This is a genomic window from Thioalkalivibrio sp. AKL17 (assembly GCF_000377885.1).
Lineage (GTDB): Bacteria > Pseudomonadota > Gammaproteobacteria > Ectothiorhodospirales > Ectothiorhodospiraceae > Thioalkalivibrio > Thioalkalivibrio halophilus.
Window position 1 is genome coordinate 256,126 of record NZ_KB898767.1, and the last position, 23,099, is coordinate 279,224.

The 23,099-nt window shown below is 67.5% G+C and carries 22 protein-coding genes; 9 read left to right on the forward strand and 13 right to left on the reverse strand.

Features of this window, described 5'->3' with window-relative positions; all coding sequences use genetic code 11:
- Positions 1–77: 77 nt before the first annotated feature.
- From gyrB to ubiD, 5 genes are read left to right on the forward strand one after another with little or no spacing between them, the layout of a single operon-like run.
- Positions 78–2,510 carry a DNA topoisomerase (ATP-hydrolyzing) subunit B gene (gene gyrB, locus D577_RS0109550; RefSeq protein ID WP_018947257.1) on the forward strand — a complete coding sequence of 811 codons (2,433 nt, stop codon included), beginning with the start codon at positions 78–80 and terminating at the stop codon, positions 2,508–2,510.
- Positions 2,511–2,526: 16 nt separating this feature from the next.
- On the forward strand, positions 2,527–3,042 hold the full coding sequence (locus D577_RS0109555) for a hypothetical protein (RefSeq protein ID WP_018947258.1): 516 nt from the start codon (positions 2,527–2,529) through the stop codon (positions 3,040–3,042).
- A 59-nt stretch (positions 3,043–3,101) separates the two neighbouring features.
- Positions 3,102–5,156, forward strand: coding sequence for a M3 family metallopeptidase (locus D577_RS0109560; protein WP_018947259.1), 2,055 nt, complete (start codon positions 3,102–3,104; stop codon positions 5,154–5,156).
- Positions 5,153–5,923 carry an exodeoxyribonuclease III gene (gene xth / locus D577_RS0109565; protein ID WP_018947260.1) on the forward strand — a complete coding sequence of 257 codons (771 nt, stop codon included), beginning with the start codon at positions 5,153–5,155 and terminating at the stop codon, positions 5,921–5,923. Before D577_RS0109560 ends, xth begins: the two co-directional genes overlap by 4 nt.
- Before the next feature lie 47 nt (positions 5,924–5,970).
- Positions 5,971–7,434 carry a 4-hydroxy-3-polyprenylbenzoate decarboxylase gene (ubiD, locus tag D577_RS0109570; protein WP_018947261.1) on the forward strand — a complete coding sequence of 488 codons (1,464 nt, stop codon included), beginning with the start codon at positions 5,971–5,973 and terminating at the stop codon, positions 7,432–7,434.
- A gap of 109 nt (positions 7,435–7,543) precedes the next feature.
- On the opposite strand, the gene D577_RS0109575 is transcribed toward ubiD, so the two are convergent.
- Positions 7,544–8,110 (reverse strand): hypothetical protein, encoded by a 567-nt coding sequence (locus D577_RS0109575; RefSeq protein ID WP_018947262.1) that lies wholly within the window; start codon positions 8,108–8,110, stop codon positions 7,544–7,546.
- A 182-nt stretch (positions 8,111–8,292) separates the two neighbouring features.
- On the opposite strand from D577_RS0109575, the gene D577_RS0109580 reads away from it, so the two are divergent.
- On the forward strand, positions 8,293–9,318 hold the full coding sequence (locus D577_RS0109580) for a CDP-6-deoxy-delta-3,4-glucoseen reductase (protein ID WP_018947263.1): 1,026 nt from the start codon (positions 8,293–8,295) through the stop codon (positions 9,316–9,318).
- 71 nt (positions 9,319–9,389) lie between these two features.
- On the opposite strand, the gene D577_RS0109585 is transcribed toward D577_RS0109580, so the two are convergent.
- Together D577_RS0109585 and hemC are read right to left on the reverse strand one after the other, a co-directional pair.
- A complete protein-coding gene (locus D577_RS0109585) occupies positions 9,390–10,211 on the reverse strand; it encodes a uroporphyrinogen-III synthase (RefSeq protein WP_018947264.1) in 822 nt (273 codons plus the stop codon).
- 10 nt (positions 10,212–10,221) lie between these two features.
- Positions 10,222–11,151: a hydroxymethylbilane synthase gene (hemC, locus tag D577_RS0109590; RefSeq protein ID WP_018947265.1), complete on the reverse strand. Its 930-nt coding sequence runs from the start codon at positions 11,149–11,151 to the stop codon at positions 10,222–10,224.
- 90 nt (positions 11,152–11,241) lie between these two features.
- On the opposite strand from hemC, the gene D577_RS0109595 reads away from it, so the two are divergent.
- On the forward strand, positions 11,242–11,712 hold the full coding sequence (locus D577_RS0109595; protein ID WP_018947266.1) for a thioredoxin fold domain-containing protein: 471 nt from the start codon (positions 11,242–11,244) through the stop codon (positions 11,710–11,712).
- Positions 11,713–11,763: 51 nt separating this feature from the next.
- On the opposite strand, the gene D577_RS0109600 is transcribed toward D577_RS0109595, so the two are convergent.
- Both D577_RS0109600 and D577_RS0109605 read right to left on the reverse strand, forming a co-directional pair.
- Positions 11,764–12,480: a LytTR family DNA-binding domain-containing protein gene (locus D577_RS0109600; RefSeq protein ID WP_018947267.1), complete on the reverse strand. Its 717-nt coding sequence runs from the start codon at positions 12,478–12,480 to the stop codon at positions 11,764–11,766.
- Between the two features lie 3 nt (positions 12,481–12,483).
- Positions 12,484–13,563: a sensor histidine kinase gene (locus D577_RS0109605; protein WP_018947268.1), complete on the reverse strand. Its 1,080-nt coding sequence runs from the start codon at positions 13,561–13,563 to the stop codon at positions 12,484–12,486.
- A 57-nt stretch (positions 13,564–13,620) separates the two neighbouring features.
- On the opposite strand from D577_RS0109605, the gene argH reads away from it, so the two are divergent.
- Positions 13,621–15,054, forward strand: coding sequence for an argininosuccinate lyase (argH, locus tag D577_RS0109610; protein WP_018947269.1), 1,434 nt, complete (start codon positions 13,621–13,623; stop codon positions 15,052–15,054).
- Here the strand turns inward: argH and D577_RS0109615 are convergent.
- Positions 15,039–15,563, reverse strand: coding sequence for a hypothetical protein (locus D577_RS0109615; RefSeq protein WP_018947270.1), 525 nt, complete (start codon positions 15,561–15,563; stop codon positions 15,039–15,041). The two genes, argH and D577_RS0109615, sit on opposite strands and share 16 nt — an antisense overlap.
- A gap of 118 nt (positions 15,564–15,681) precedes the next feature.
- Between D577_RS0109615 and D577_RS0109620 the strand changes: the two genes are divergently transcribed.
- Entirely contained in the window at positions 15,682–17,205 is a 1,524-nt protein-coding gene (locus tag D577_RS0109620; RefSeq protein WP_018947271.1) for a YdiU family protein, read from the forward strand.
- Positions 17,206–17,224: 19 nt separating this feature from the next.
- Here D577_RS0109620 and gpmI read toward each other — a convergent pair whose 3' ends face one another.
- From gpmI to hisA, 7 genes are all read right to left on the reverse strand, one after another.
- Positions 17,225–18,775: a 2,3-bisphosphoglycerate-independent phosphoglycerate mutase gene (gpmI, locus tag D577_RS0109625; RefSeq protein WP_018947272.1), complete on the reverse strand. Its 1,551-nt coding sequence runs from the start codon at positions 18,773–18,775 to the stop codon at positions 17,225–17,227.
- A gap of 100 nt (positions 18,776–18,875) precedes the next feature.
- On the reverse strand, positions 18,876–20,003 hold the full coding sequence (tatC, locus tag D577_RS0109630) for a twin-arginine translocase subunit TatC (RefSeq protein WP_018947273.1): 1,128 nt from the start codon (positions 20,001–20,003) through the stop codon (positions 18,876–18,878).
- The gene (gene tatB / locus D577_RS0109635; protein ID WP_018947274.1) at positions 20,000–20,779 is read right to left on the reverse strand and encodes a Sec-independent protein translocase protein TatB; all 780 of its coding nucleotides are present in this window, start codon (positions 20,777–20,779) and stop codon (positions 20,000–20,002) included. The genes tatC and tatB overlap by 4 nt, the downstream gene beginning before the upstream one ends.
- 44 nt (positions 20,780–20,823) lie before the next feature.
- On the reverse strand, positions 20,824–21,132 hold the full coding sequence (gene tatA, locus D577_RS0109640) for a twin-arginine translocase TatA/TatE family subunit (RefSeq protein ID WP_018947275.1): 309 nt from the start codon (positions 21,130–21,132) through the stop codon (positions 20,824–20,826).
- Positions 21,133–21,202: 70 nt separating this feature from the next.
- Complete coding sequence (locus tag D577_RS0109645) at positions 21,203–21,565, reverse strand: phosphoribosyl-ATP diphosphatase (RefSeq protein WP_018947276.1); 363 nt, start codon at positions 21,563–21,565, stop codon at positions 21,203–21,205.
- A complete protein-coding gene (hisF, locus tag D577_RS0109650; protein WP_018947277.1) occupies positions 21,562–22,350 on the reverse strand; it encodes an imidazole glycerol phosphate synthase subunit HisF in 789 nt (262 codons plus the stop codon). Before hisF ends, D577_RS0109645 begins: the two co-directional genes overlap by 4 nt.
- Position 22,351: 1 nt before the next feature.
- Entirely contained in the window at positions 22,352–23,089 is a 738-nt protein-coding gene (gene hisA, locus D577_RS0109655) for a 1-(5-phosphoribosyl)-5-[(5-phosphoribosylamino)methylideneamino]imidazole-4-carboxamide isomerase (RefSeq protein WP_018868865.1), read from the reverse strand.
- Positions 23,090–23,099 lie beyond the last annotated feature (10 nt).

Below are 23,099 nucleotides of genomic sequence, written 5' to 3' on the forward strand. Positions count from 1 at the left end.
CCCCCGACCCGCCGACCGCCAGACTCGGCCGGCTTTGCGGTACAATGACGGGATTGTCACCTGCCGGAAGCGCATCCATGGCCGACCACGAAATCCCCGCCGATCCCGCCGCCTATGATTCCAGCCAGATCCGTGTCCTCAAGGGCCTGGACGCGGTGCGCAAGCGTCCGGGGATGTACATCGGCGATACCGATGACGGCACCGGTCTGCACCACATGGTCTTCGAGGTGGTGGACAACTCCATCGACGAGGCCCTGGCCGGACACTGTGACAGCATCGAGGTCGTGATCCACGAGGACAACGCCATCAGCGTTGCCGATAACGGCCGAGGGATTCCTACGGATGTCCATGAGGAAGAGGGGAAATCCGCGGCCGAAGTGATCCTCACCGTCCTGCACGCCGGCGGGAAGTTCGACAACAATTCCTACAAGGTCTCGGGTGGCCTCCACGGGGTAGGCGTGTCGGTCGTCAACGCCCTGTCGGAAGAGCTTCGCCTGGAGATCCATCGCGATGGCCAGCGGCACGAACAGATCTACCACCTCGGCGTACCGGAGACCGATCTGACCGTGGCGGGGGCGACCGAACGGCACGGTACCCGCATCTGGTTCCGGCCCAGCAGCGAAATCTTCTCCGACGTCGAGTTCCATTACGAGATCCTCGCCAAACGCCTGCGCGAGCTTTCGTTCCTCAACTCGGGGGTGCGCATCACGCTCCGAGACCTGCGCGACAACCGCGAAGAGACCTTCGTGTTCGAAGGCGGTATCCGTGCCTTTGTCGAGCACCTGAACCAGAAAAAGACCGCCCTGCATCCCACGGTCATCTACGCCGACCAGATGCGGGACGACTACGCAGTGGAGATCGCCCTGCAGTGGAATGATTCGTATCAGGAGAATATCTTCTGCTACACCAACAACATTCCGCAGCGCGATGGCGGCAGCCACATGGCCGGTTTTCGCGCCGCGCTCACCCGCACGATCAACCAGTATCTCGAGCGCGAGGGCCTGACCAAAAAGGCGAAGGTCGCCACGGCCGGCGATGACATGCGGGAGGGTCTGACGGCGGTTCTGTCGGTGAAGGTTCCCGACCCGAAATTCTCGTCCCAGACCAAGGACAAGCTGGTCTCCTCCGAGGTGAAGCCGATCGTCGATTCGGTGCTCTCCGATGCGCTGGGCGCCTTCCTGCTGGAAAATCCGCCCGAGGCCAAGGCGATCACCGACAAGGTGCTGGACGCCGCCCGCGCCCGCGAGGCCGCGCGCAAGGCACGCGAAGTCACCCGTCGCAAGGGCGCACTGGACGTTGCCGGCCTGCCCGGCAAGCTGGCCGACTGCCAGGAAAAGGACCCGTCCCGCTCGGAACTCTACCTGGTGGAGGGGGACTCGGCCGGCGGTTCGGCCAAGCAGGGCCGCGACCGCCATTTCCAGGCGATCCTTCCGCTCAAGGGCAAGATCCTCAACGTGGAACGCGCGCGTTTTGACCGTATGCTTGGCTCTGCCGAGGTCGGTACGCTGATCACCGCCCTGGGCTGCGGAATCGGCAAGGACGAATACGACCCCGACAAGCTGCGCTATCACCGCATCATCATCATGACCGACGCGGATGTCGACGGCTCGCACATCCGCACCCTTCTGCTGACCTTCTTCTTCCGGCAGATGCCGGAGCTGATCGAGCGCGGCCACGTCTACATCGCCCAGCCGCCGCTCTACAAGATCAAGCGCGGCAAGCGCGAGCAGTACATCCGCGACGAACAGGAAATGCAGCAGATCATCCACTCCCTGGCCCTGGACGGGGCAGCGCTGCACCCCGCCGCCGAGGCCCCCGCGATCACCGGAGAAGCATTCGAGGACCTGATCCGCGCCTACCAGGCGGCCGCCGCGGCGGTCGGGCGTCTGGGACGTCTGTATGACCCCCGCGTCCTGTGGGGCATGCTGGAAGCGCCACCCATGCCGCGTCCGCGCTCGGTGACCGAACCCGCGGTTCAGCAATGGTTCCAGGCGATTCTCGACGGACTGTCGAGTGACAAGGCGGGTGCCACGCGCTACGAACTGGAGGCCGATCGCGACGCCGACGGTCATGACCGGCTCGCACTCCATCGTCTCGAGCACGGCGCCCGGATGTCGCAGCACCTCACCGACGACACCCTGGCCTCGCGCGATTTCCAGGCGATACTCGATCTGTCCGAACGCCTGCAGAGCCTGCTGGACGAAGGCGCCTACATTCAGCGCGGCGAGCGGCGTCATGAAATCGTCCGTTTTTCCGAAGCCATGGAGTGGCTGCTGGCCGAAGGCCGGCGTGGGCTGTCCGTCCAGCGGTACAAGGGCCTCGGGGAAATGAACGCCGAGCAGCTGTGGGAGACGACCATGGATCCCGAATCCCGTCGCCTCCTGCAGGTCCGCGTGGAGGACGCGATTCGCGCGGACGAGATCTTCACCACCCTGATGGGCGACCAGGTCGAACCGCGTCGCGACTTCATCGAGACCCGAGCGCTGAGCGCCGAAAACGTCGACATCTGAGCCGCGCGCGTCGCCCGTGCTCGCTCTGCTGCTGGCCCTTGTCGCCGTGACCGGCCTCGTCTGGCTGGGGCGGACGGCGGCCCGTCTCGCCCACTGTCACCGCCAGGTCACCCGCGCCTGGGAACAGTTCGATGTCCTGGTGTGCCAGCGTAATGCGCTTTTGCCGCGGGCTCTGACCGAACTCGCGGTCCCGCCGGCCCGCCGCGCCGGCCTGGACACCGCCCTGGAAGCACATGAATCCGCACGCCGCCACGGCAATCCACCGCAACTTGCGGCGGCCGAGCGAGACCTGCGCAAGAACTGGGACCTGCTCGCCGAGGAATTCGATGAATCCACCCGCGATCACTCCGGCGTCCGTCGCATCGAGGCCCTGGATGTAGCCATCACGGATGCCATTCGTCGTTACAATGCGGCCCTTGGCGCCTATCGCTCGCTGTGCCGAACCCCTTCGGGCGTACTGATCGCGCGCCTGACCGTCCGTGGTCCCTACGCCCCCCTGGAGCCGTCCCACCAGCGCGAGCGTGCACATTGATCCGTGTTTCCCTGACAGTGGCATAATCCTGTTCCCAAACACCGACCCCGGGAGCCGTCGTGTCCAATCCGTTGCTGAACGTGGATTCCCTGCCCGCGTTCCGGTCCATCGAGCCGGATCATGTGATCCCGGCCATTGATCAGTTGCTCGCCGACAATCGCCGCGAGATCGATGAACTCGTCGCCCGCGCCGGTGACCGGCCCACCTGGGACAACCTGGTCGCCCCTCTCCAGCACCTCGAAAATCGCCTGGAGACCGCCTGGTCGCCGGTCAGCCATCTGAATTCGGTGATGAATTCGCCGGCCCTGCGCGAGGCCTACAATGCGTGCCTGCCCAGGCTGTCGGATTACGGTTCCTGGCTGTCCCAGCACCAGGGCCTGTACCAGGCTTTCCGCGCGCTGGCCGATGGCGATGAATACCCGCGCCTTTCGCCGCAGCGGCGCAAGGTCATCGACGATGCCCTGCGTGACTTTCATCTGAGCGGTGTCGATCTCCCCGCCGAGGCGCGCGACCGCCTGCGGCAGATCGACGGGCGGCTCTCCGAGCTGACCGCGAGCTTCGAGGAGAATGTGCTGGACGCCACTCAGGCCTGGGCCTATCCGCTACACGAGGAGGGCGAACTCGCCGGCCTGTCCGATTCCGACCGCGCCCTGCTGGCCCGGAACGCCCGTGACCACGAGCTGGACGCCCCCTGGGCCGCCACCCTCGACTTCCCCAGCGTGCACGCCGTCCTCACTCACGCCGACGATCGGGCGTTGCGCGAACGCGTCTATCACGCCTTCGTCACCCGAGCCTCGGAGACCGGCCCGCACGACCTCGCCTACGACAACTCCGCCAACATGGTCGAAATCCTGCAGCTGCGCCAGGAAAAGGCCGAACTCACCGGTTTTCCCCGTTACGCCCATCGTTCGCTGTCCACCAAGATGGCCGAGACGCCGGAGCAGGTGGAGCAGTTTCTCGCCGATCTCGCCCGCCGGGCCCGCCCCCGGGCCGAACGCGACCGCGCCGAGCTGGAGCGCTTCGCCCGCGAGGAACTGGACCTAGAGCAACTCGAATCCTGGGATGTGGCCTGGGCCGCGGAGAAGATGCGCGAGCGCCGGCTCGGACTCTCGCAGGAGATGCTGAAACCGTATTTCCCCGCCACCCGGGCCGTTGACGGTCTGTTCCGTCTGGTCGAACGCCTGTTCGGGGTCCGCTTCGAGGCCGATCCCGCGATCGAGACCTGGCACGACGACGTGACCTTCTACCGCATCTTCGGACCCGAGGGCGATGAACGCGCCGGCTTCTATCTGGACCTCTACGCCCGCCGCAACAAGCGCGGAGGCGCCTGGATGGATGTCTGCCGCCAGCGCTATGCGCGGCCTGACGGATTGCAGCTGCCCGTGGCCTACATGACCTGCAATTCCACGCCGCCGGTGGATGACCAGCCCGCGCTGTTCACCCACGACGAGGTGATCACGCTCTTTCATGAATTCGGCCACGGCCTGCACCACATGCTGACGCGGGTCGACGAGCCCGAGATCGCCGGCATCAACGGGGTGGAATGGGATGCGGTCGAACTGCCCAGCCAGTTCATGGAAAACTGGTGCTGGGAGCGGGAACCGCTGGACCTCTTCGCCAGGCATCACGAGACCGGCGAACCAATGCCGGAGGACCTGTACGAACGCCTGCAGGGCACGCGTCATTTTCATGCTGCCCTGCAGCTGCTGCGCCAGGTGGAATTCTCCATGTTCGACATGCGCCTGCACGACCGTCCGGCCCCGACGGATCCCGCAGAGATCCAGGACCTGCTGGACACGGTGCGGCAGGAGGTCGCGGTCTTCATTCCGCCGTCGTATAACCGCTTTCCCCACGGCTTTGCCCATATCTTCGCGGGGGGCTACGCCGCGGGTTACTACTCCTACAAGTGGGCCGAGGTGCTCTCGGCGGATGCCTTTGCCCGGTTCGAGGAGGAGGGCCTGTTCTCGCGCGAGGCCGGCGCCGACTACCTGCACGAGATCCTCGAGGCGGGGGCATCCCGCCCTGCCGCGGATTCCTTTCGCGCGTTCCGCGGCCGCGACCCGCAGATCGATGCGCTGCTGCGCCACAGTGGACTGGAGGAGAAGGCCGCGTGAAGATCGCCAGCTGGAACGTCAATTCCCTGAAGGTGCGCCTGCCCCAGGTCCTGTCATGGCTGGGGACGTCGCATACCGACATCCTCGCCCTGCAGGAGACCAAACTGACCGACGAAGCCTTCCCCGTGGCCGCCATCCACGAGGCCGGCTATCAGGTGGTCCATTCCGGCCAGAAAACCTATAACGGGGTCGCCATCCTGTCGCGCACCGAGGCCACCGACGTGGTGACCGATCCGCCCGGGCTCGAGGACGCCCAGCGCCGCATCCTCGCCGCGACCATCGCCGGCGTGCGGGTGGTGAACCTGTACGTGGTCAATGGCGAGGCCGTGGATTCGGAAAAATACGCCTACAAGCTCGACTGGCTGTCGCGGGTCCGGCGCTGGCTGGAAGAAGAGGCCCGGCACCACGACAGGCTCGTGGTCCTCGGCGATTTCAATATCGCGCCGGACGACCGCGACGTTCACGATCCGGAGGCCTGGGAGGGCAAGGTCCTGTGTTCGGCACCCGAACGCGAAGCGTTGCAGTCCCTGCAGGCCCTGGGGCTGGCGGATACGTTCCGCGCGTTTGATCAGTCCGAAGGTGAATTCTCCTGGTTCGACTACCGAGCCGCGTCCTACCGCCGCAATCGCGGGTTGCGCATCGATCTGATCCTCGCGTCGGCGGCCCTCGCCAGCCGGCTGGCGGGGGCCGGTATCGACCGCGAACCCCGCGCCTGGGAACGCCCCTCCGACCATGCCCCGGTATGGGCGGAATTCACCGACGACTGACCCCGTCTGACCCGCCACCGGTACCACCACCCGTCACGGGAGGACCCATGCAGTACAAGGATCTGCGCGATTTCATCGACGGCCTGGAACAGCGGGGAGAGCTCCGCCGCATCCAGCGCGAGGTCAGCCCCGATCTGGAGATGACCGAGATCAGCGACCGCGTACTGCGTGCCGGCGGTCCCGCCCTGCTGTTCGAGAACCCGACCGGTTCCGACATCCCGGTGCTGGCCAATCTGTTCGGCACGCCGGAACGGGTGGCCCTCGGCATGGGCGAGGATTCGGTGGAGGCGTTGCGCGAGGTCGGCCGCCTGCTGGCCTTTCTCAAGCAGCCCGATCCGCCCAAGGGTCTGAAGGCGGCCTGGGAGCAGCTCCCGGTGTTCCGCAAGGTCCTCGACATGGCGCCGAAGAAGGTGCGCAGTCCGGACTGCCAGCGACACGTGCTCGAGGGTGATGACGTCGACCTGAACCAACTGCCGGTGCAGACCTGCTGGCCGGGCGATGCCGGGCCCCTGATCACCTGGGGCCTGGTCGTGACCCGCGGCCCGGAGAAGACCCGACAGAACCTGGGCATCTATCGCCAGCAGGTCATCGGACGCAACCGCGTGATCATGCGCTGGCTGTCACACCGGGGTGGCGCTCTGGATTATCAGGAATGGTGCCGGGCTCACCCGGGCGAGCCGTTCCCGGTGGCCGTGACCCTGGGTGCAGATCCGGCGACGATCCTGGGGGCGGTCACCCCGGTACCGGATACCCTGTCGGAGTATGCCTTCGCCGGCCTGCTGCGCGGGCGCCGGACCGAACTGGCCACCTGTATCGGCTCCGATCTGCAGGTGCCCGCCTCCGCGGAATTCGTCCTCGAGGGCCATATCCATCCAGGCGATAACGCGCCGGAAGGACCCTTCGGCGATCACACCGGATACTACAACGAGGTCGACGAATTCCCGGTCTTCACCGTCGACCGGATTACCCACCGCGACCAGCCGATCTATCACTCGACCTACACCGGCCGCCCGCCCGACGAGCCGGCCATTCTCGGGGTCGCGCTCAACGAGGTCTTCGTCCCGATCCTGCAGAAGCAGTTCCCGGAGATCGTGGATTTCTACCTTCCTCCCGAAGGCTGTTCCTACCGCCTCGCGGTGGTCTCCATGCGCAAGCAGTACCCCGGCCATGCCAAGCGGGTGATGATGGGGGTCTGGAGTTTCCTGCGGCAGTTCATGTACACCAAGTTCGTCATCGTGGTCGACGAAGACGTGAACACCCGCGACTGGAAGGACGTGATCTGGGCGATCACCACCCGCATGGATCCGGTGCGCGATACCACGCTGGTCGAGAATACACCTATAGATTATCTGGATTTTGCCTCGCCGGTATCCGGTCTGGGATCCAAGATGGGGATGGATGCGACATCCAAATGGCCCGGCGAGACCGACCGCGAATGGGGCCGACCCATCAGCATGGATCCGGCCGTGAAGGAACGGGTGGACGCCATCTGGGACGAACTGGGGCTCTGAACCCGCGACCCGGCTGTCGGGTTGCCCCCCCCCGGGGCTCCAGCCGATCCCCTCCGCAGGAAAGGGAGCGGGACCGGGGACATCCGGGCCCGCTCCGCGGGTCCGGGGCTCAGTTGCCCAGATGGGCGCCGTCTTCCGGCACCCGCGACCATGCGGCGATATCCGAGCCCATCGCGCGGATCGTGCGTCCCATCACCGAACAGGTACCCTTGAATCCGCCGAAGGCGCCGCCACCGGAGATGCGACGAGAGGTGAAGTCCGCGACGGCTTCACCGTCCTCGTACAGTGTCCCTTCGGCTTCGCTGAAGGCACGGTGGCCGGACCAGGCATTCCCGTCGTTGCGCGCCTGGGTGATTTCCACCATCAGGACCTGGCCGCCGTCCGCCGGGCTCGCGTCACCGCGCTCCTCGAAGCGAATGTCATGCCGTGCACCGAACTCCTGCACGAACTCCGGAAAGCGTTCTTCCAGCTCGCATTCATTGCGGATGGCCTGCGTCACCACCGCATCATCGCTGTAGGCGAAGCGCTCGGGCATCACGATGGTGACCGCCGGATCACTGACCGCCGGCGCCGCCTGCGCCTCCCCGCCCGAATCCCGGGTCTCGTTCGCGGCACAGCCACCCAGTGCCAGGACGCCCGCTGCGGCCAGCACGCTCAGGTATTGCTTCTTTTGCATGGCTTTCTCCCCTTTGCCCATTGTGGTCTCGCGAAGTCTGCCCCAGAACCAACCCTTCATGCACCCCCCGAATCGGGGGGGGCACGGCGAATCCGGGCGGTCGATGCGGAATCCTTGCGGTTGCTTGCGTTCCCCGGTTCTCTGACCACAATGAACGCCTTTCCTGCATGGAGCATTCCCCAATGGCCTTTGACGTCACCATCCAGCCCAGCGGCCACCAGTTCGAAGTCGAGGACGACGAGACCGTCCTCGAGGCCGGCCTGCGTCAGGGATACGCGTTCCCTTACGGGTGCCGCAACGGTGCCTGTGGTTCCTGCAAGGGTCGGGTGCTGTCGGGCGAGGTGGATCATGGTCCCAAACTGCCACCGGGCATTACCGAGGCCGAGCTGGCCGACGGCCTGGCGCTGTTCTGCCAGGCGGTCCCGGTGGATGATCTGGAGATCGAGGTGCGCGAGATCGGCGCCGCCCGTGATATCGAGGTCAAGACGCTGCCGTGCCGCGTGGCGGCCCTCAACCGCCTGGCCGATGACGTGATGGAACTGCGTATCCAGCTCCCCGCGCGGGAACGCCTGCAGTTCCTCGCCGGGCAGTACCTCGACGTGTTGCTGAAGGGGGGTGAACGCCGCAGCTATTCCCTGGCCAACGCTCCGCACGACGACGAACAGCTGATCCTGCACGTGAAATACGTCGAGGGCGGACGCTTCTCGGCCCATGTGTTCGAAGAGATGCAGCCCAGGGCCCTGCTGCGTATCGAGGGCCCGCTGGGGCAGTTCTTCGTGGACGAGGAATCGCCGCGCCCGCGCCTGTTCGTGGGCGGGGGGACCGGTTTCGGTCCGCTGAAGGGGATGCTGGACCACCTCGCGAACGAGGGCCTGGACCGGCGGCACCACCTGTTCTGGGGCGCGCGGGAGGCGGCGGGAATCTATGCTCCCGAGTGGCTGCAGGCCATGGCGGCTGCGGAACCGGAGCACTTCCGTTTTACCCCGGTTCTGTCCGATCATCCGCAGGACGAGGCGGCGGGCTTCGCCGCGCGGGCGGGACTGCCCCACGATGCGGTGCTGGCCGAATATCCGGATCTGTCCGGCTTCGATGTCTACATGGCGGGGCCGCCACCCATGGTGCATGCGGCCCGCGAGGCTTTCCGTGCGGCGGGTCTCCCCCCCGAGCAGCTCTACTACGACAGCTTCGAGCCGGCGGGCGGATCCTGACCGGGGCACGTGCCCCTGTTCGCCTGCGAGCAGGCTCCTGCCGGTTTCGTGGGAGCGGGACAGACCCTGTCTCAGCCGTCGCTGCCGTCCAGGCGCGCCGCGAGACGGCGTGCGGCCGCCAGCATGGACGCGTCGGTGGGATCTTCGGCCGTCTCCACCGCGGCCTTGAAGCCGAGCTCCTGCGCGATTTCGGCGATGCGCTCGCTGCCGACCACCAGCGGGGTCTTGCGCAGCCACATGCGTCCCAGCTTGCCGACCATCTCGTAGAGATTGCGCAGGCCCTCGCCCGAGGTAATGGTGATGATGTCGATCTGCCCGCGCGAGAACGCATACATCAGATCCCCGGTGTCCCCCTCCGGGCGGCCGCGCCGGTAGGCCTCGGCGAAGGTCACCGTGGCGCCGCGTTCGCGCAGAGTATCTCCCAGCAGCTCGCGCCCGCCGTCCCCGCGGAAGATCACCACCCGCTTGCCGCCCACCTCCTGCATCGCCGGCTCCGCCAGCAGCGCCTCGCTGTCAAAGCGGCGGGGCGGGGCGATGTCGGGCGCGTGGCCGAAACTGCGCAATTCCTGGGCCGTCCGGTTGCCGATTGCGGCGATGGCGGTCCCGGCGGGCCACTCACGATCCGCCAGCGCCAGGTTCATCACGCGCTGAACGGCGTTGGGGCTGATGAACACCGCAATATCGAACTGATCCAGCTCGTCCAGCACCGCGCGCAGATTGGTGGGATCGCTGGGTGCGAGGATCTCCAGCACCGGGAAGCGGATCACCCGGGCCCCTTCACTCTCCAGCGCCTCACAGAACGGTTCCGCCTGAGCGGCGGGCCGGGTCACCAGAATGCCCCGGTCGGCGAGGGTCGGGGCCCGGCTCCGGGCGGCGGTTTCGGCATCGGCCATGATGCGGTCCTCAGTGATCGTTCATTGCGGCGCGCAGGAGTTCCCCGGCGCCCAGTTCCAGCAGCTCGTCCGCCAGGCGGATGCCCAGTGCCTCGGCATCGGCACGGGGCCCGCGTACCTCGCGCTGCAGCAGCTGGCTGCCATCGACCGCGCCCACCAGCCCGCGCAGCCACAGGCCACCGTCGGACTCGAGGATCGCATGGGCGGCCAGCGGTACCTGACAACCCCCCTCGAGCCGGCGGTTGAACGCGCGTTCCGCGCGTACGCGATCGCTGGTATCCGGATCATTCAGGCTGGCGATCCGTGCTTCCACCTCGTTGTCCCCGTCGCGGCATTCGATCGCGATGGCCCCCTGACCGACGGCGGGCAGGCTGACCTCGGGTTCCAGGCAGTTGCGAATGCGCGCATCGAAGCCGAGGCGCTTGAGTCCCGCCGCGGCCAGCAGGATCGCGTCGTATTCGCCGGCATCCAGCTTGCCCAGCCGCGTGTTCACGTTGCCGCGCAGGTCATGGACCTCCAGATCGGGCCGGCGGGCACGCAGCTGGCACTGGCGACGCAGGCTGGAGGAGCCGACCCGCGCGCCCTGCGGAAGCTCGTCCACGTGCCCGTAGTGATTCGACACGAACGCATCCAGAGGATCCTCGCGATCGAGGATGACGGGCAGGGCCAGGCCTTCCGGAAGCTCCATCGGGACATCCTTGACCGAATGCACCGCAATATCCGCGCGATCTTCCAGCAGCGCGTTCTCCAGCTCCTTCACGAACAGGCCCTTGCCGCCGATTTTCGCCAAAGGCGAGTCGAGCACGCGGTCGCCCTGAGTGGTCATGCCCACCAGTTCGACCGACCGGTCCGGATGTGCCGCGCGCAGGCGCTCGGCGACGTGTTCGGCCTGCCACATGGCCAGCGGACTCTTGCGGGTGGCGATGCGTAGCGGTTTCATGCAGTGTCCCGTTCGGGGAACCCGGTGGTTTGTCCCGGGTCCATAAAAACGACGTAGTATAACGGCTCGCAACCCGCAGCCGAAAAACCGATGGACAAGTTCATGATGATACGCAACCCGATTCTCGCGGCCTTCGGCCTGGCCGCGGCCATGCTGTTCGCCGGTCCGGCTCAGGCGGAGCTGGAACGGGTGACCGACCTGCAGGCGCTCAAGGACAACGGTGAGCGCAAGCCCACCGTGGTGATGTTCACCGCCGAGAATTGCCCCTACTGCGAGCTCGCGAAGGAGGCCCATCTCGGCCCGATGAGCCGTGACGAGGCCCATTCCGACGTCAATATCCTCATGGTGGAGATGAACGGCGAAGAAGTCCGTGATTTCGATGGCGATACCATGCGTGGCTCCGAGCTGGGGAACCGGTACGGGGCCCGCGTGACCCCCACCCTGGTGGCGTTCGACGCCGAGGGCAATCCGGTCGGGCGCCCGCTGGTGGGCATTCCCAACGAGGAGCTCTACCGCAGTCAGGTGCGCATGCGCATCAACGCCGCACGCGAGGGCAGCTGACCCGAGCCACGTCCCGCCGGACCGGACCCGCGCGGATCAGGCCCGCCCGGATCACACCCGGGTGTGCCGCCGCAGAAACTCGCGCACTCGGGCCAGCTGCCGCCGGCTCACCGGTACCGGATCGCGCCCGTCACGAAACCGCAGACGATGGTCGCCGGCGTTGCGGGTCTCCAGGCCCGCCACGTTCCGGGCCACCGCCAGGGCCCCGCGGTGCACGCGCAGCACCTCGTCCCCCAGGGCCTGCTCCAGATCCTGCAGCCGAGCCTCGACGAAGCCCTCGAGGTCCCGCCCGCGTGCGACTACGCAGCCATCCTCGGTGACGAAACAGTCGATCGCATCCAGCTGCACCGACTCTTCGCGTCGGCCGATGCGCAGGCGTATGGCCGGCGGCTCGTCCGGCTGCCCGGATCCGTCCGTTGCATGCCGGGCTCGTTCCAGAGCCTGCTCCAGTCGCTCCCGGCGTACGGGCTTGAGCACGTAGTCGCGCACCCCCGCTTCGAAGGCCTGCAGGCCGAAAGCCTCGTGTGCGGTGACCAGGATCACGACCATTTCGGGATGGCTCCGCGCGAGTTCGCCCGCCAGCTCGATCCCGCGCTCGCCGGGCATCTCGATGTCCAGCAGCAACACCCGGGGCCGGTAGGTCTGCAGGGCCGTGCGTACCTCGCCGGCGTCCGCGGCTTCCGCCACCACCCGGTGGCCCAGTTCGGTCACCAGGTCGCGCAGCCGCTCGCGCGCGACCGGTTCGTCATCCGCGATCAGCAATTCCATGGATCAGCGTCTCCCTCTCCCTCTCTCCGAATCCGGTCGATCCGGCAGCGTGCGCGGTATCTGCAGCCGGACGACGAATTCGTCTCCGTCACGTTGCGCGTGAAGCGATGCCCGATCCCCAAAGGCGTGGCGCAGGCGCAGCCGGACCGCGTCGCTGGCGGTTCCGGTACCGGCCGGGGCGGCCACCTCCGGCAGGCTGTTGCGGATCTCGACGCTCAGCGTATCCCGTTCCCGGTGGATCCGGATTCCGAGATGGCCCCGCCCGCGGGCCGGTGCGATGCCGTGCTGGATAGCGTTCTCCACCAGCGGCAACAGAACCAGTGACGGGATTTCCTGTTCCAGCGACGGGTCCTCGGGCCACTCCCGATCAATCCGGAAGCGATCGCCCAGGCGCGTCTGTTCCACCCGCAGATAGCCCTCGACCAGTTCCAGCTCCTCGCGCAGGGTATGGTGGTCGGCGCCGTTGAACGCGGCGCGAAACAGATCGGCAAGATCCAGGGTGACCTCTTCCGCGCGCGCGGGATCCGTCCGGCACAGCCCGGCGATGGTGTTCATGCTGTTGTAGAGGAAATGCGGCCGAAGCCGTGCTCGCATGGCCTGCTCGCGGGCTCGCGCCACGGCCCGGGTCTCGCGTTCCCAGGCGGTCTGCAGGTAGAGGTAATGCATCGCGACCAGGCTCAGGATCACCGCGATGCCCAGCACCGGCAGACGCAGCTCGGGATCCGCCAGCTCCACCGACTCGGCGGCGTGCTGCACCAGCGCGGTATTGACGATGGGGACCAGCGGCGGCAGCACGATCTGCAGGGTCAGCGGGCCACGCCGCAGCAGGCGCTGCAGCAGACACAGGATCAGCAGACTGGTGAGTGCGACCCAGAAGATGAACAGTGCATACAGTGCCAGGGTCCCCAGCCAGTCCCCGGTGCCGGGTCGCAGCAGGGTAATCGCCAGCGCCAGCAGCACCGCCAGCATGAGCACGCGCAGCAGGGTCTCCGCGCCACAGAAATCCGGCAGTGGCGAGACGCGGTCCGCGCGGCCCTCGTCAACCCGCTCGTTCCCGCTGGACGACCCCGGTTCCGGGCGCATGGCAGTCGCTCTCCCTGTATACTTCCCTGTCGTTCAAAACCCCGTTCAGAGTGCACCATGACGCAGGATTCCCCGCAGGACAAGCCGGCCTCCGAAGCCAAGCTCTGGGGTGGCCGCTTCTCCGAGCCCACCGATGCCTTCGTGGAGCGATTTACCGCCTCGGTGGACTTCGACCGCCGCCTCTACCGCGAGGACATCCGGGGCTCGCAGGCCCACGCGCACATGCTGGCCAGGGTGGGGGTCCTGAGCGAGGACGAGGCGCGCCGGATCGTCGACGGGCTGGACGCCATCCGCGAGGAGATCGCCGCCGGGGAGTTCGACTGGCAGGTGGGCCGCGAGGATGTCCACATGAACATCGAGGCGCGCCTGATCGAGCGCATCGGCGATGTCGGCAAGAAGCTGCACACCGGCCGCTCGCGCAACGACCAGATCGCCACCGACATCCGCCTGTGGCTGCGCGCCGCGATCGACGAGATCCTCGAACTGATTCGTTCCTACCAGAGCGGTCTGGTGGATCTGGCCGAGCGCGAGGCCGACACCATCATGCCCGGGTTCACCCATCTGCAGACGGCCCAGCCGGTGACCTTCGGCCACCACATGCTGGCGTGGTACGAGATGCTCGAGCGCGACGCCGAACGGCTGCGCGACTGCCGGCGCCGGGTGAACATCCTGCCGCTGGGCGCCGCTGCCCTGGCGGGTACGCCGTACCCCCTGGACCGTGAATACGTGGCGGAACAGCTCGGATTCGACGGGGTCACGCGCAACTCGCTGGATGCGGTGTCGGATCGCGATTTCGCGATCGAATTCACCGCGGCGGCCTCGACCCTGATGATGCATCTGTCGCGTCAGGCCGAGGAGCTGGTGCTGTGGACCAGCGCCCAGTTCGACTTCATCGAGCTGCCGGATCGTTACTGCACCGGATCCTCCATCATGCCGCAGAAGAAGAACCCGGACGTGCCGGAGCTGGTGCGCGGCAAGACCGGCCGGGTGTATGGCCATCTGACCAGTCTCCTGACCCTGATGAAGAGCCAGCCGCTGGCCTACAACAAGGACAACCAGGAGGACAAGGAGCCGCTGTTCGACACCGTGGACACCCTGCTGGGCTCCCTGCGGGCGTTCGCCGACATGGTCCCCAACCTGGCCGTGCGTCGTGCGAACACCCTGGCGGCCACTACCCGCGGTTTTGCCACCGCCACCGATCTCGCCGACTACCTGGTGGAGCGGGGCGTGGCCTTCCGCGACGCCCACGAGGTGGTGGGCCGTGCGGTGCGCCTGGCGCAGGAGCGGGGTGTGGACCTGGCACAGCTGTCACTGGGGGAACTGCAGCAGCTGAGTGCCGCGGTGGGCGAGGATGTCCACGGGGTGCTGACCGCCGAGGGCTCGGTGGCCGCCCGCCGGGTAACCGGCGGGACGGCGCCGGAACAGGTCCGGCGCCAGGTCGCGGCCGCGCGCGCGCGTCTGGCCGCAGCCGGGGATCAGTCCTCGACGTAGCCGTCGACCACGTCCCACATCACGTTGCCGTGGATGACCTCGTATTCCAGTAGCAGCTGGCCGAAGCGGTCGCCGCTCTCGAAATGGGCGAGCACCCAGCGCGCGTTGAGTACGTAGATCCCGTCTTCGCGGAACTCGGCGGTGTCACCGTCGCGCAGGACCTCGGGAACCAGTTGCGGATTCTCGACCAGATCCTCGGACAGCCGGCGCTCCGGGTTGGTCATCCCCAGACGCTGCAGCTGCTGGATGTCGGCGTTGCGCAGGCCGATCTCCACCGGGCGCGGCACCTCCTCGCGGGTGTATTCGGCCAGCTGCATCTGGGCCTCCAGCAGCTCGCGGTTGGCCTCGGTGACGTCGTGCTCCAGGCCTTCGGCGCGCGCGATGTAGATCGCCAGGATGATGACGAAGAACGCCATCAGGCCCAGCCACATCAGGCGTTCACGGGTACGCAGGCGACCCGGATCCTCGTTGTCGGTCTCGGGGTTGCGGTTTTCATCATCCTGGGACACGGCGGTTCTCCTCGGTTGCGGGCGGGCGGTAGTCCCGGGCCGAGTGGGCCCATGGGACGTACCCTCGACATGTGGCGCATGATAACCCGCAATGTTCCCGCTGCCGAGGTGCCGCCCCATGTCCGCCGCCGAGCCGAACCGCGAACGTCCTCCGGAGACACCGCCGTCGGGCGCCGGGCTGGAATGGATCAACCGTTTCGCCGCGCTGCCGGACGCCTTCCATCACCGCCCGGAGCCGGCCCCGTTCCCCGGGGCCCGGCTGCTCGCCAGCAGTCCGGCGATGCGCGAGCGTCTGGGTCTGACGCCCGAGGATCTCGCCGCGGAACCGTGGCTCGGCATGATTACCCGCGGCGAGCCGGTGGCGGGCACGCCGCAGGTCGCCAGCGTGTATGCGGGTCACCAGTTCGGGGTCTACGTGCCGCAGCTGGGCGACGGCCGGGCCAAGTTGCTGGGCGAGGTGCGCACGCCCGCCGGCGAGCACTGGGAACTGCAGAGCAAGGGCTCCGGTCCGACCGCGTTCTCGCGTCATGCCGACGGACGCGCGGTGCTGCGCTCGTCGATCCGCGAATACCTGGTTTCCGAGCACATGGCGGCGCTGGGTATCCCCACCACGCGCGCGGTGGCCCTCTACGGGTCCTCGCTGCGGGTGTTCCGTGAGCGCATCGAGAGTGGCGCGGTGGTACTGCGCGCGGCGCCCAGCTTCCTGCGTTTCGGGCATTTCGAATACTTCCACTATGCCGGTTATCCGGAGCGGCTGCGCCAGCTGATCGACTACGCGCTGGATCACGACTTTCCCGAGCACCGGGACGCGGAGGACCCGGTCCGGGCGATGCTGGAGACCGTCACGGCCCGCACCGCCGAGCTGATGGCCGACTGGCAGGCAGTGGGCTTCAGCCACGGGGTCATGAACACCGACAACATGAGCCTGACCGGGCTCACCATCGACTACGGCCCGTTTGCGTTCATGGACGCCTACGACCCCGATTACATCTGCAACCACACCGACCAGGGGGGCCGTTACGCCTTCGGCCGTCAGCCGGGCGTGGCTCAGTGGAACCTGATCCGTCTGGCGGAGACCCTGGTGGGGCAGTTCCGTGCCCCCGACATCGACACCGCGGTGGAGCAGGCGAAGCCCGTCCTCGAGGCGTACCAGGAGCAGTTCCGCGCGGCCTGGTTGCGGCGCATGCGCGCCAAGCTGGGCCTGCAGCTCGGACGTGACGAGGACGAGGCCCTGATCCAGGATCTGCTCGCCCGGATGGCGGCCGAAGGCGTCGACTACACCCGTTTCTTCCGTCAGTTGCCGGCGCTGGAAGACGGGGACGCGCGTCAGGGATTCCTCGAGGAGCTGGAAGACCCGCGTGCCTGGGCGGCCTGGGAGGATCGCTGGCGTGCCCGTCTGGGCCACGAGACGCGACCGACCGCGGAGCGCCATGCGGCGATGCGGGCGGTCAACCCGAAATATATCCTGCGCAACCACCTGGCGCAGGCTGCCATCGAACGCGCCGAGGAGGGTGACCTGTCGGAGGTCGAGCGACTGCAGCGCGTGCTGAGCCGGCCATTCGACGAACAGCCGGAGGACGAGGACCTCGCCGGGCTGCCGCCGGCCTGGGCCAGCGGCATCCAGCTCAGCTGCTCGTCCTGAGGGGAGGCGCTGCCCGGCTTCAGGCCGAGTCGGGGACCTCTTCCAGCAGCAGGCTGCGTCCGCCCATCGCACTCGGCTTGGGCACGCCCATCAGTTCGAGCACCGTGGGGGCGACGTCGGCGAGTCCGCCGCCGGTACGCAGGCGCCAGCGCTGGCTGTCGAGGATCATGCACATCACCGGGTAGATGGTGTGCTGGGTGTGCGGTGCCCCGGTGACCGGGTCGACGTATTCGTCGCAGTTGCCGTGGTCGGCGGTGACGATCACCGAGTACTCCTGGGCCTCGGCCGCATCCAGCACCCGCCCGACCTCGCGGTCGAGGGTGTGAACGGCTTCGATCAGGGCCTCGCGACGGGCGGTATGGCCCACCATGTCGCCGTTGGCGAAATTCACCAGGATGAAGCCGTAACGCCCGCTTTCCATCGCCTTGATGGTCTCGTCGGCCACCTCGCGCGCGCTCATCTCCGGCTGCTCGTCATAGGTGTCCACCGCGGGCGAGGGCACCATCACCCGCTTCTCGCCCGCATAGGGTTCCTCCTTGCCGCCGTTGAAGAAGAAGGTCACGTGGGCGTACTTCTCGGTCTCCGCGCAGTGGAACTGCGGGATCCCGGCGGAGGCGATGGTGGAACCCAGGGTGGTGGACGGGCGTTCCGGGGGAAACGCGATCGGCGACAGAAAGCGCGGGTCGTATTCGGTCAGGCAGGTCTCCGAGACCGGGTGGAAATCCCCGCGATCGAACCCGTCGAAATCATCCATGCCCAGGGCAGCGGTGAGCTGGCGCGGGCGGTCGTTGCGGAAGTTGAACAGCACGCATTCCGCCTCGGTGCCCATCGGCGCCCCGCCATTGATGATGCGGGGCTTGATGAATTCGTCATCCTCGCCCGCAGCCCAGGCACCCTCGATCGCCTCGCGCGCGCTGCCAACCGGCTCGCCCTCGGCATAGGCCATCGCGCGGAAGGCCTTCTCCGTGCGGTTCCAGCGCTTGTCACGGTCCATGGCGTAGTAGCGGCCGCAGACCGTGGCGATAAATCCGCCGGCCTGTTTCAGCTCCTGTTCCAGGACCTCGAGATAGTTCAGCGCCGAGCGAGGCGCGGTATCACGGCCGTCGGTGATCATGTGCACGATCGGCCGGGCGCCTTCCTGGCGGCAGATGCCGATCAGGGCCACCAGGTGCCGGATATGCGAATGCACGCCGCCGTCGGACACCAGTCCGATCAGGTGCAGGGGCTGGTCCTTGGAGGCCGCGGCCCGCGCCGCGCTCACCAGGGCATCGTTCTCGAAGAAACTCCCATCGGCGATGGCATCGTCGATGCGCACGAGATCCTGATTGACCACCGTCCCCGCTCCCAGCGTCAGGTGGCCGACCTCCGAGTTGCCCATCTGCCCGTCGGGCAGGCCAACCGCGCGTCCGCAGGCATCCAGGGTGGTGTGCGTGCGGGTCGACAGATAACGGTCGAGGTTGGGGGTGTCCGCCTCGGCGTAGGCGTTGTTGAGCTTGCTGGGGTTCACGCCCACCCCATCCATGACGATGAGGAGGACGGGGCGGCGAGGGGTGGTGCGTGGATCAGCCATCGCGGTCTCGGTACCTGGGTGCGTGGGTGGGACGAATCATCAGTGAAGGCTGAATTTTACCAGCTCCGCACGCGGTTTGGAGGTCCGCGACCGTCGCGAATCAGCGGGGATCGCGCTCGGGGCGGCCCCCGGATTCGTCCGGCGTGTCGTCCGCCGCATCGTCCGGCCCATCTGTGCGGTTGCCCGCGGATGCGGTTCCGCGTCGGGCGTCTTCGGCCTCGATGCGATCGAGTTCGGCATCCATCTCCGCCTCGGAAAGCGGGGTGTAGCCGGTGCGGGCCGCGGGGGACGGACGCGTCTCGTCGGAGGTGTCGGCCCGGGCCCTGCTCGCGGGTTCGGGCTGGTTGCCGCCGGAGCTCCCCCGCGGTGCGGGGCCGGAATCCAGTCCGCTCCGAGGTCCCGCGCCCGGGCTGCCGCCCGGTCCGCCATCGGGGTCATCGGGCCCGTCCGGGTCGTCATCGGGGGCGGCCTTCTGTTCGGCCTTGCGCCGCTCCATGATGCGCGCAAGGATCAGGCCGACCTCGAACAGCAACCACATCGGCAGGGCCAGCAGGGTCTGCGAAATGATGTCCGGCGGAGTCAGGACCATGCCCACGAGGAACACCCCGACGATCACGTACGGGCGCTTGGCGGCCAGCTTCTCGGTGGTGGTGGCCCCCATGGTCACCAGCAGGATGGTGGCCACCGGCATCTCGAAGGCGATGCCGAAGGCGATGAACAGCAGGATGACGAAATCCAGGTAGCGCGAGATGTCCGTCATCACGTCCACGCCTTCGGGCGCGGCCGCGGTGAAGAACGCGAAGATCAGCGGAAAGACCACGAAATAGGCGAACGCCATCCCGAGGTAGAACAGGATCGTCGATGACGCGACCAGCGGCCCGGCCAGGCTCTTCTCGTGCTGATAAAGCCCCGGCGCGATGAACGCCCAGAGCTGATAGAGCAGGTACGGGATGCTGATCGCCACCGCCAGCAGCAGGGTCAGCTTGAACGGGATCAGAAACGGCGCGGCCACCTCGATCGCGATCATGCTGGTGCCTTCCGGCAGATGCGCCATCAGCGGATCGGCCAGGAAGGTATAGAGCTGGTTGGCGAACGGGAACAGGATCAGGAACACCACCAGCACGGCGATGAACATCCGCAGGACCCGGTCGCGCAGCTCGATCAGGTGGGAGAGCAGGGTCTCGGTGGCCTCTTCCGTGGGTTCGACCCCCGGGCTGGTCTTGCTCATGGGCGTTCGTCAGGCGTGCGGGGTGAGTGGTCGGTGTCGGTTTCCTGCGGCCCGTCGCCGCCCTGTTCTTCCGGAGATTCCGGCGCCTGCTGGTTGCGGCGCTGCGGCCGGCGGCCGCCGGTGCGCCGCCGGGGCGTTTCTTCCCGAGCGTCTTCCCGCGTGCTGCGCTGTTCGCGTTCGGCCGCCAGAGCGGGATCTTCGGTGGCCAGGTCCGGGCCCATGTCGTGGCTGACGGGTACGCGTTCGAGGTCGCCGCCGTCCGCGTCCCAGGCCGGTCCCTCCGGCGCGGGTCCCGCCTCGGCGTCCTGCGTGCCGGCATCTTCCACCGAATCGGTGCGGGAGGTGTCGGTTTCGCGACCGGCCGGCTCCGGAGGGGTGCGACGTTCGCGAACCGCGGGACGTGCCGGCTTCGCCGGTGGCGTGTCCCCGTCGCCCGACTCGCCGGCATCCGCATCCGCCCGGGAGTCGTCGGTGTCGCGCAGCTCGCGGTTGATCTCGCGCTCGGTCTGCTCCAGATCCTCGCGCAGGCTGGTCTCGGTATCCTCGACCATGTGCTTGAGCTCGCGGATCTCGCGGTCCTGGCTCTTGACCATCTCGCGCAGCTCCTCGGTCTGGAATTCCCGCTCCACGTCCGAGCGCACGCTCTGGACAAAGCGCCGGGTCTTGCCGACGAACCGGCCGATCTCGCGCGCAAGGCCGGGCAGGCGCTCCGGTCCCACGACCAGGAGCGCCACCACGACGATGATCAGGATTTCCCAGAAGCCGATGTCGAACATGGACTAGCGCCGCTGCCGGCCGGTCGTTGCGGACCGGAACCGGATCAGGCGTTCTTGTCCGACGAGTCGTTGTCGCCGGACTTCTCGCTGCGCTTTTTCACCTCGGCGTCGACCACGCGACCTTCGTCGTCCTCGCTCTGGTTCTCGACGCCCGGCTTTTCGCCTTCCGCGCCTTCCTCGCCTTCTTCCTTCTTCTGGTTCTCGCCGTCGGGGTCCTTGACCGCCTGCCGGAAGTTCTTCAGCGCGGAGCCGACGTCACCGCCCATGTTGCGCAGTTTCTTCGTGCCGAACAGCAGGACCACGATCAGAAGGATGATCAGGAGCTGCCAGATGCTGATACCACCAATACCCATGGAGTGTCTCCGAAATAAGTTCCTTGCCGGACAGCCTGACCGGGGAGGGTTCCCGAATCAACCAGGCCGCCTATTTGTCCGAACGCTGTCCTGCGACTTCGCGGCCGGCCTTTTCCTCCACGCCGGACAGGCCGAAACGCCGGGCCAGTTCGTCGAGGACGTCGTCGGGGTGCCGGTCGCGCGCCCGCAGGACAATGAGGGTATGAAACCACAGGTCGGCCATTTCCGACACCAGCGCATCGGCGTCGTCGTCCTTGGCCGCCAGCACCGCCTCGGTGGCTTCTTCGCCCACCTTCTTGAGCATGGCATCCAGGCCGCGTGCCTGCAGCTTCGCGACGTAGGAGCGTTCGGGGTCCGCGGAGCGTCGCTCGTCGATGACCTCGGCCAGCGCCGCCAGCAGGTGCTCGCGCGGGGTTGCGGAGGGATCGTTCACGCCGTCACCTCCTGCAGAGGACGCACGGGCACCCCCGCGGCTTCCATCGCGGCCTTGGCCTCGCCCACCGTGTGCTCGCCGAAGTGGAAGATGCTGGCCGCCAGCACGGCATCCGCGTGCCCGGTGGTCACGCCCTCGACCAGGTGTTCCAGGCTGCCCACGCCGCCCGAGGCGATCACCGGGATGTTCACCGCGTCGCTCACCGCACGCGTCAGTTCCAGGTCGAAGCCGCTGCGGGTGCCGTCGCGGTCCATGCTGGTCAGCAGGATCTCCCCGGCACCCAGTTCGGCCATGTATTGCGCCCATTCGATCGCATCCAGGCCGGTCTCGCGGCGCCCGCCGTGGGTGAAGATCTCCCAGCGTGGGGGTTCGCCCTCGGCGCTGGTGCGGCGCGCGTCGATGGCCACCACGATGCACTGCGAGCCGACCCAGTCGGCGGCTTCGCGTACCAGTTCGGGCCGGTGAACCGCCGCAGTGTTGATGGACACCTTGTCCGCCCCGGCGTTCAGCAGACGGCGGATGTCGTCCACCGCGCGCACGCCGCCGCCCACGGTCAGCGGGATGAAGACCTGCGAGGCGACTTCTTCGACCACGTGCAGGATGGTGCTGCGGTCGTCGGAGGAGGCGGTGATGTCGAGGAACGTCAGCTCGTCGGCCCCCTGGGCGTCGTAGCGCCGGGCGATCTCCACCGGGTCACCGGCGTCGCGGATGCCGACGAAGTTCACGCCCTTGACCACGCGGCCGGCGTCCACGTCCAGGCAGGGGATGATGCGGCGTGCCAGCATCTCAGGTGTCCTCGCCCCGGGCGGCTGCGCGCGCCTGCTCCAGGGTGAAGGCGTCCTCGTACAGGGCGCGACCAACGATCACGCCGTCGATACCGGCGTCGGCCCCGCGGGCGAGGCTGCGGATGTCGTCCAGCGAGCTGACGCCGCCGGAGGCGATCACCGGTACGCGAACGTTCTCCGCGAGCTTCGCGGTGGCCTCCACGTTGGGGCCTTCCATCATCCCGTCGCGCGCGATGTCGGTATAGATGATCGCGGCGACGCCGTCGGACTCGAAGTGCTGGGCGAGGTCGATCACGTCGTGACGCGAGAGCTTGGACCAGCCGTCCACCGCGATCTTGCCGTCGCGGGCATCCAGGCCGACGATGATGTGTCCCGGGAATTCCAGGCACAGGTCGTTGACGAAATGCGGCGCGCTGACCGCCCGTGTGCCGATGATCACGTACTGCACGCCGGCATCGAGGTAGGCCTGCACGGTGTCATCGTCGCGGATGCCGCCGCCGATCTGGATGGTCAGGTCGGGGAAGGCCTCGACGATCGCGTGGATCGCCTCGGCGTTGCGCGGGCGGCCGGCGAACGCGCCGTCAAGGTCCACGATGTGCAGGCGTTCGGCCCCGGCCTCGACCCAGCGTCGGGCCATTTCCACTGGCTCTTCGCCGAATACCGTCGAATCCTCCATGCGCCCCTGGCGCAGGCGCACGCACTTGCCTTCCTTCAGGTCGATCGCGGGAATGACCAGCATCTTCTCCGCC

What these genes read in the sequence shown, in the direction of transcription:
- gyrB (WP_018947257.1), top strand. Translation starts at nt 78, where the DNA reads ATGGCCGACCACGAAATCCCCGCCGATCCCGCCGCCTATGATTCCAGC.
- ubiD (WP_018947261.1), top strand. Translation starts at nt 5,971, where the DNA reads ATGCAGTACAAGGATCTGCGCGATTTCATCGACGGCCTGGAACAGCGG.
- D577_RS0109575 (WP_018947262.1), bottom strand. Translation starts at nt 8,110, where the DNA reads ATGCAAAAGAAGCAATACCTGAGCGTGCTGGCCGCAGCGGGCGTCCTG.
- D577_RS0109580 (WP_018947263.1), top strand. Translation starts at nt 8,293, where the DNA reads ATGGCCTTTGACGTCACCATCCAGCCCAGCGGCCACCAGTTCGAAGTC.
- D577_RS0109585 (WP_018947264.1), bottom strand. Translation starts at nt 10,211, where the DNA reads ATGGCCGATGCCGAAACCGCCGCCCGGAGCCGGGCCCCGACCCTCGCC.
- hemC (WP_018947265.1), bottom strand. Translation starts at nt 11,151, where the DNA reads ATGAAACCGCTACGCATCGCCACCCGCAAGAGTCCGCTGGCCATGTGG.
- D577_RS0109595 (WP_018947266.1), top strand. Translation starts at nt 11,242, where the DNA reads ATGGACAAGTTCATGATGATACGCAACCCGATTCTCGCGGCCTTCGGC.
- D577_RS0109600 (WP_018947267.1), bottom strand. Translation starts at nt 12,480, where the DNA reads ATGGAATTGCTGATCGCGGATGACGAACCGGTCGCGCGCGAGCGGCTG.
- D577_RS0109605 (WP_018947268.1), bottom strand. Translation starts at nt 13,563, where the DNA reads ATGCGCCCGGAACCGGGGTCGTCCAGCGGGAACGAGCGGGTTGACGAG.
- argH (WP_018947269.1), top strand. Translation starts at nt 13,621, where the DNA reads ATGACGCAGGATTCCCCGCAGGACAAGCCGGCCTCCGAAGCCAAGCTC.
- D577_RS0109620 (WP_018947271.1), top strand. Translation starts at nt 15,682, where the DNA reads ATGTCCGCCGCCGAGCCGAACCGCGAACGTCCTCCGGAGACACCGCCG.
- gpmI (WP_018947272.1), bottom strand. Translation starts at nt 18,775, where the DNA reads ATGGCTGATCCACGCACCACCCCTCGCCGCCCCGTCCTCCTCATCGTC.
- tatC (WP_018947273.1), bottom strand. Translation starts at nt 20,003, where the DNA reads ATGAGCAAGACCAGCCCGGGGGTCGAACCCACGGAAGAGGCCACCGAG.
- tatB (WP_018947274.1), bottom strand. Translation starts at nt 20,779, where the DNA reads ATGTTCGACATCGGCTTCTGGGAAATCCTGATCATCGTCGTGGTGGCG.
- tatA (WP_018947275.1), bottom strand. Translation starts at nt 21,132, where the DNA reads ATGGGTATTGGTGGTATCAGCATCTGGCAGCTCCTGATCATCCTTCTG.
- hisF (WP_018947277.1), bottom strand. Translation starts at nt 22,350, where the DNA reads ATGCTGGCACGCCGCATCATCCCCTGCCTGGACGTGGACGCCGGCCGC.
- hisA (WP_018868865.1), bottom strand. Translation starts at nt 23,089, where the DNA reads ATGCTGGTCATTCCCGCGATCGACCTGAAGGAAGGCAAGTGCGTGCGC.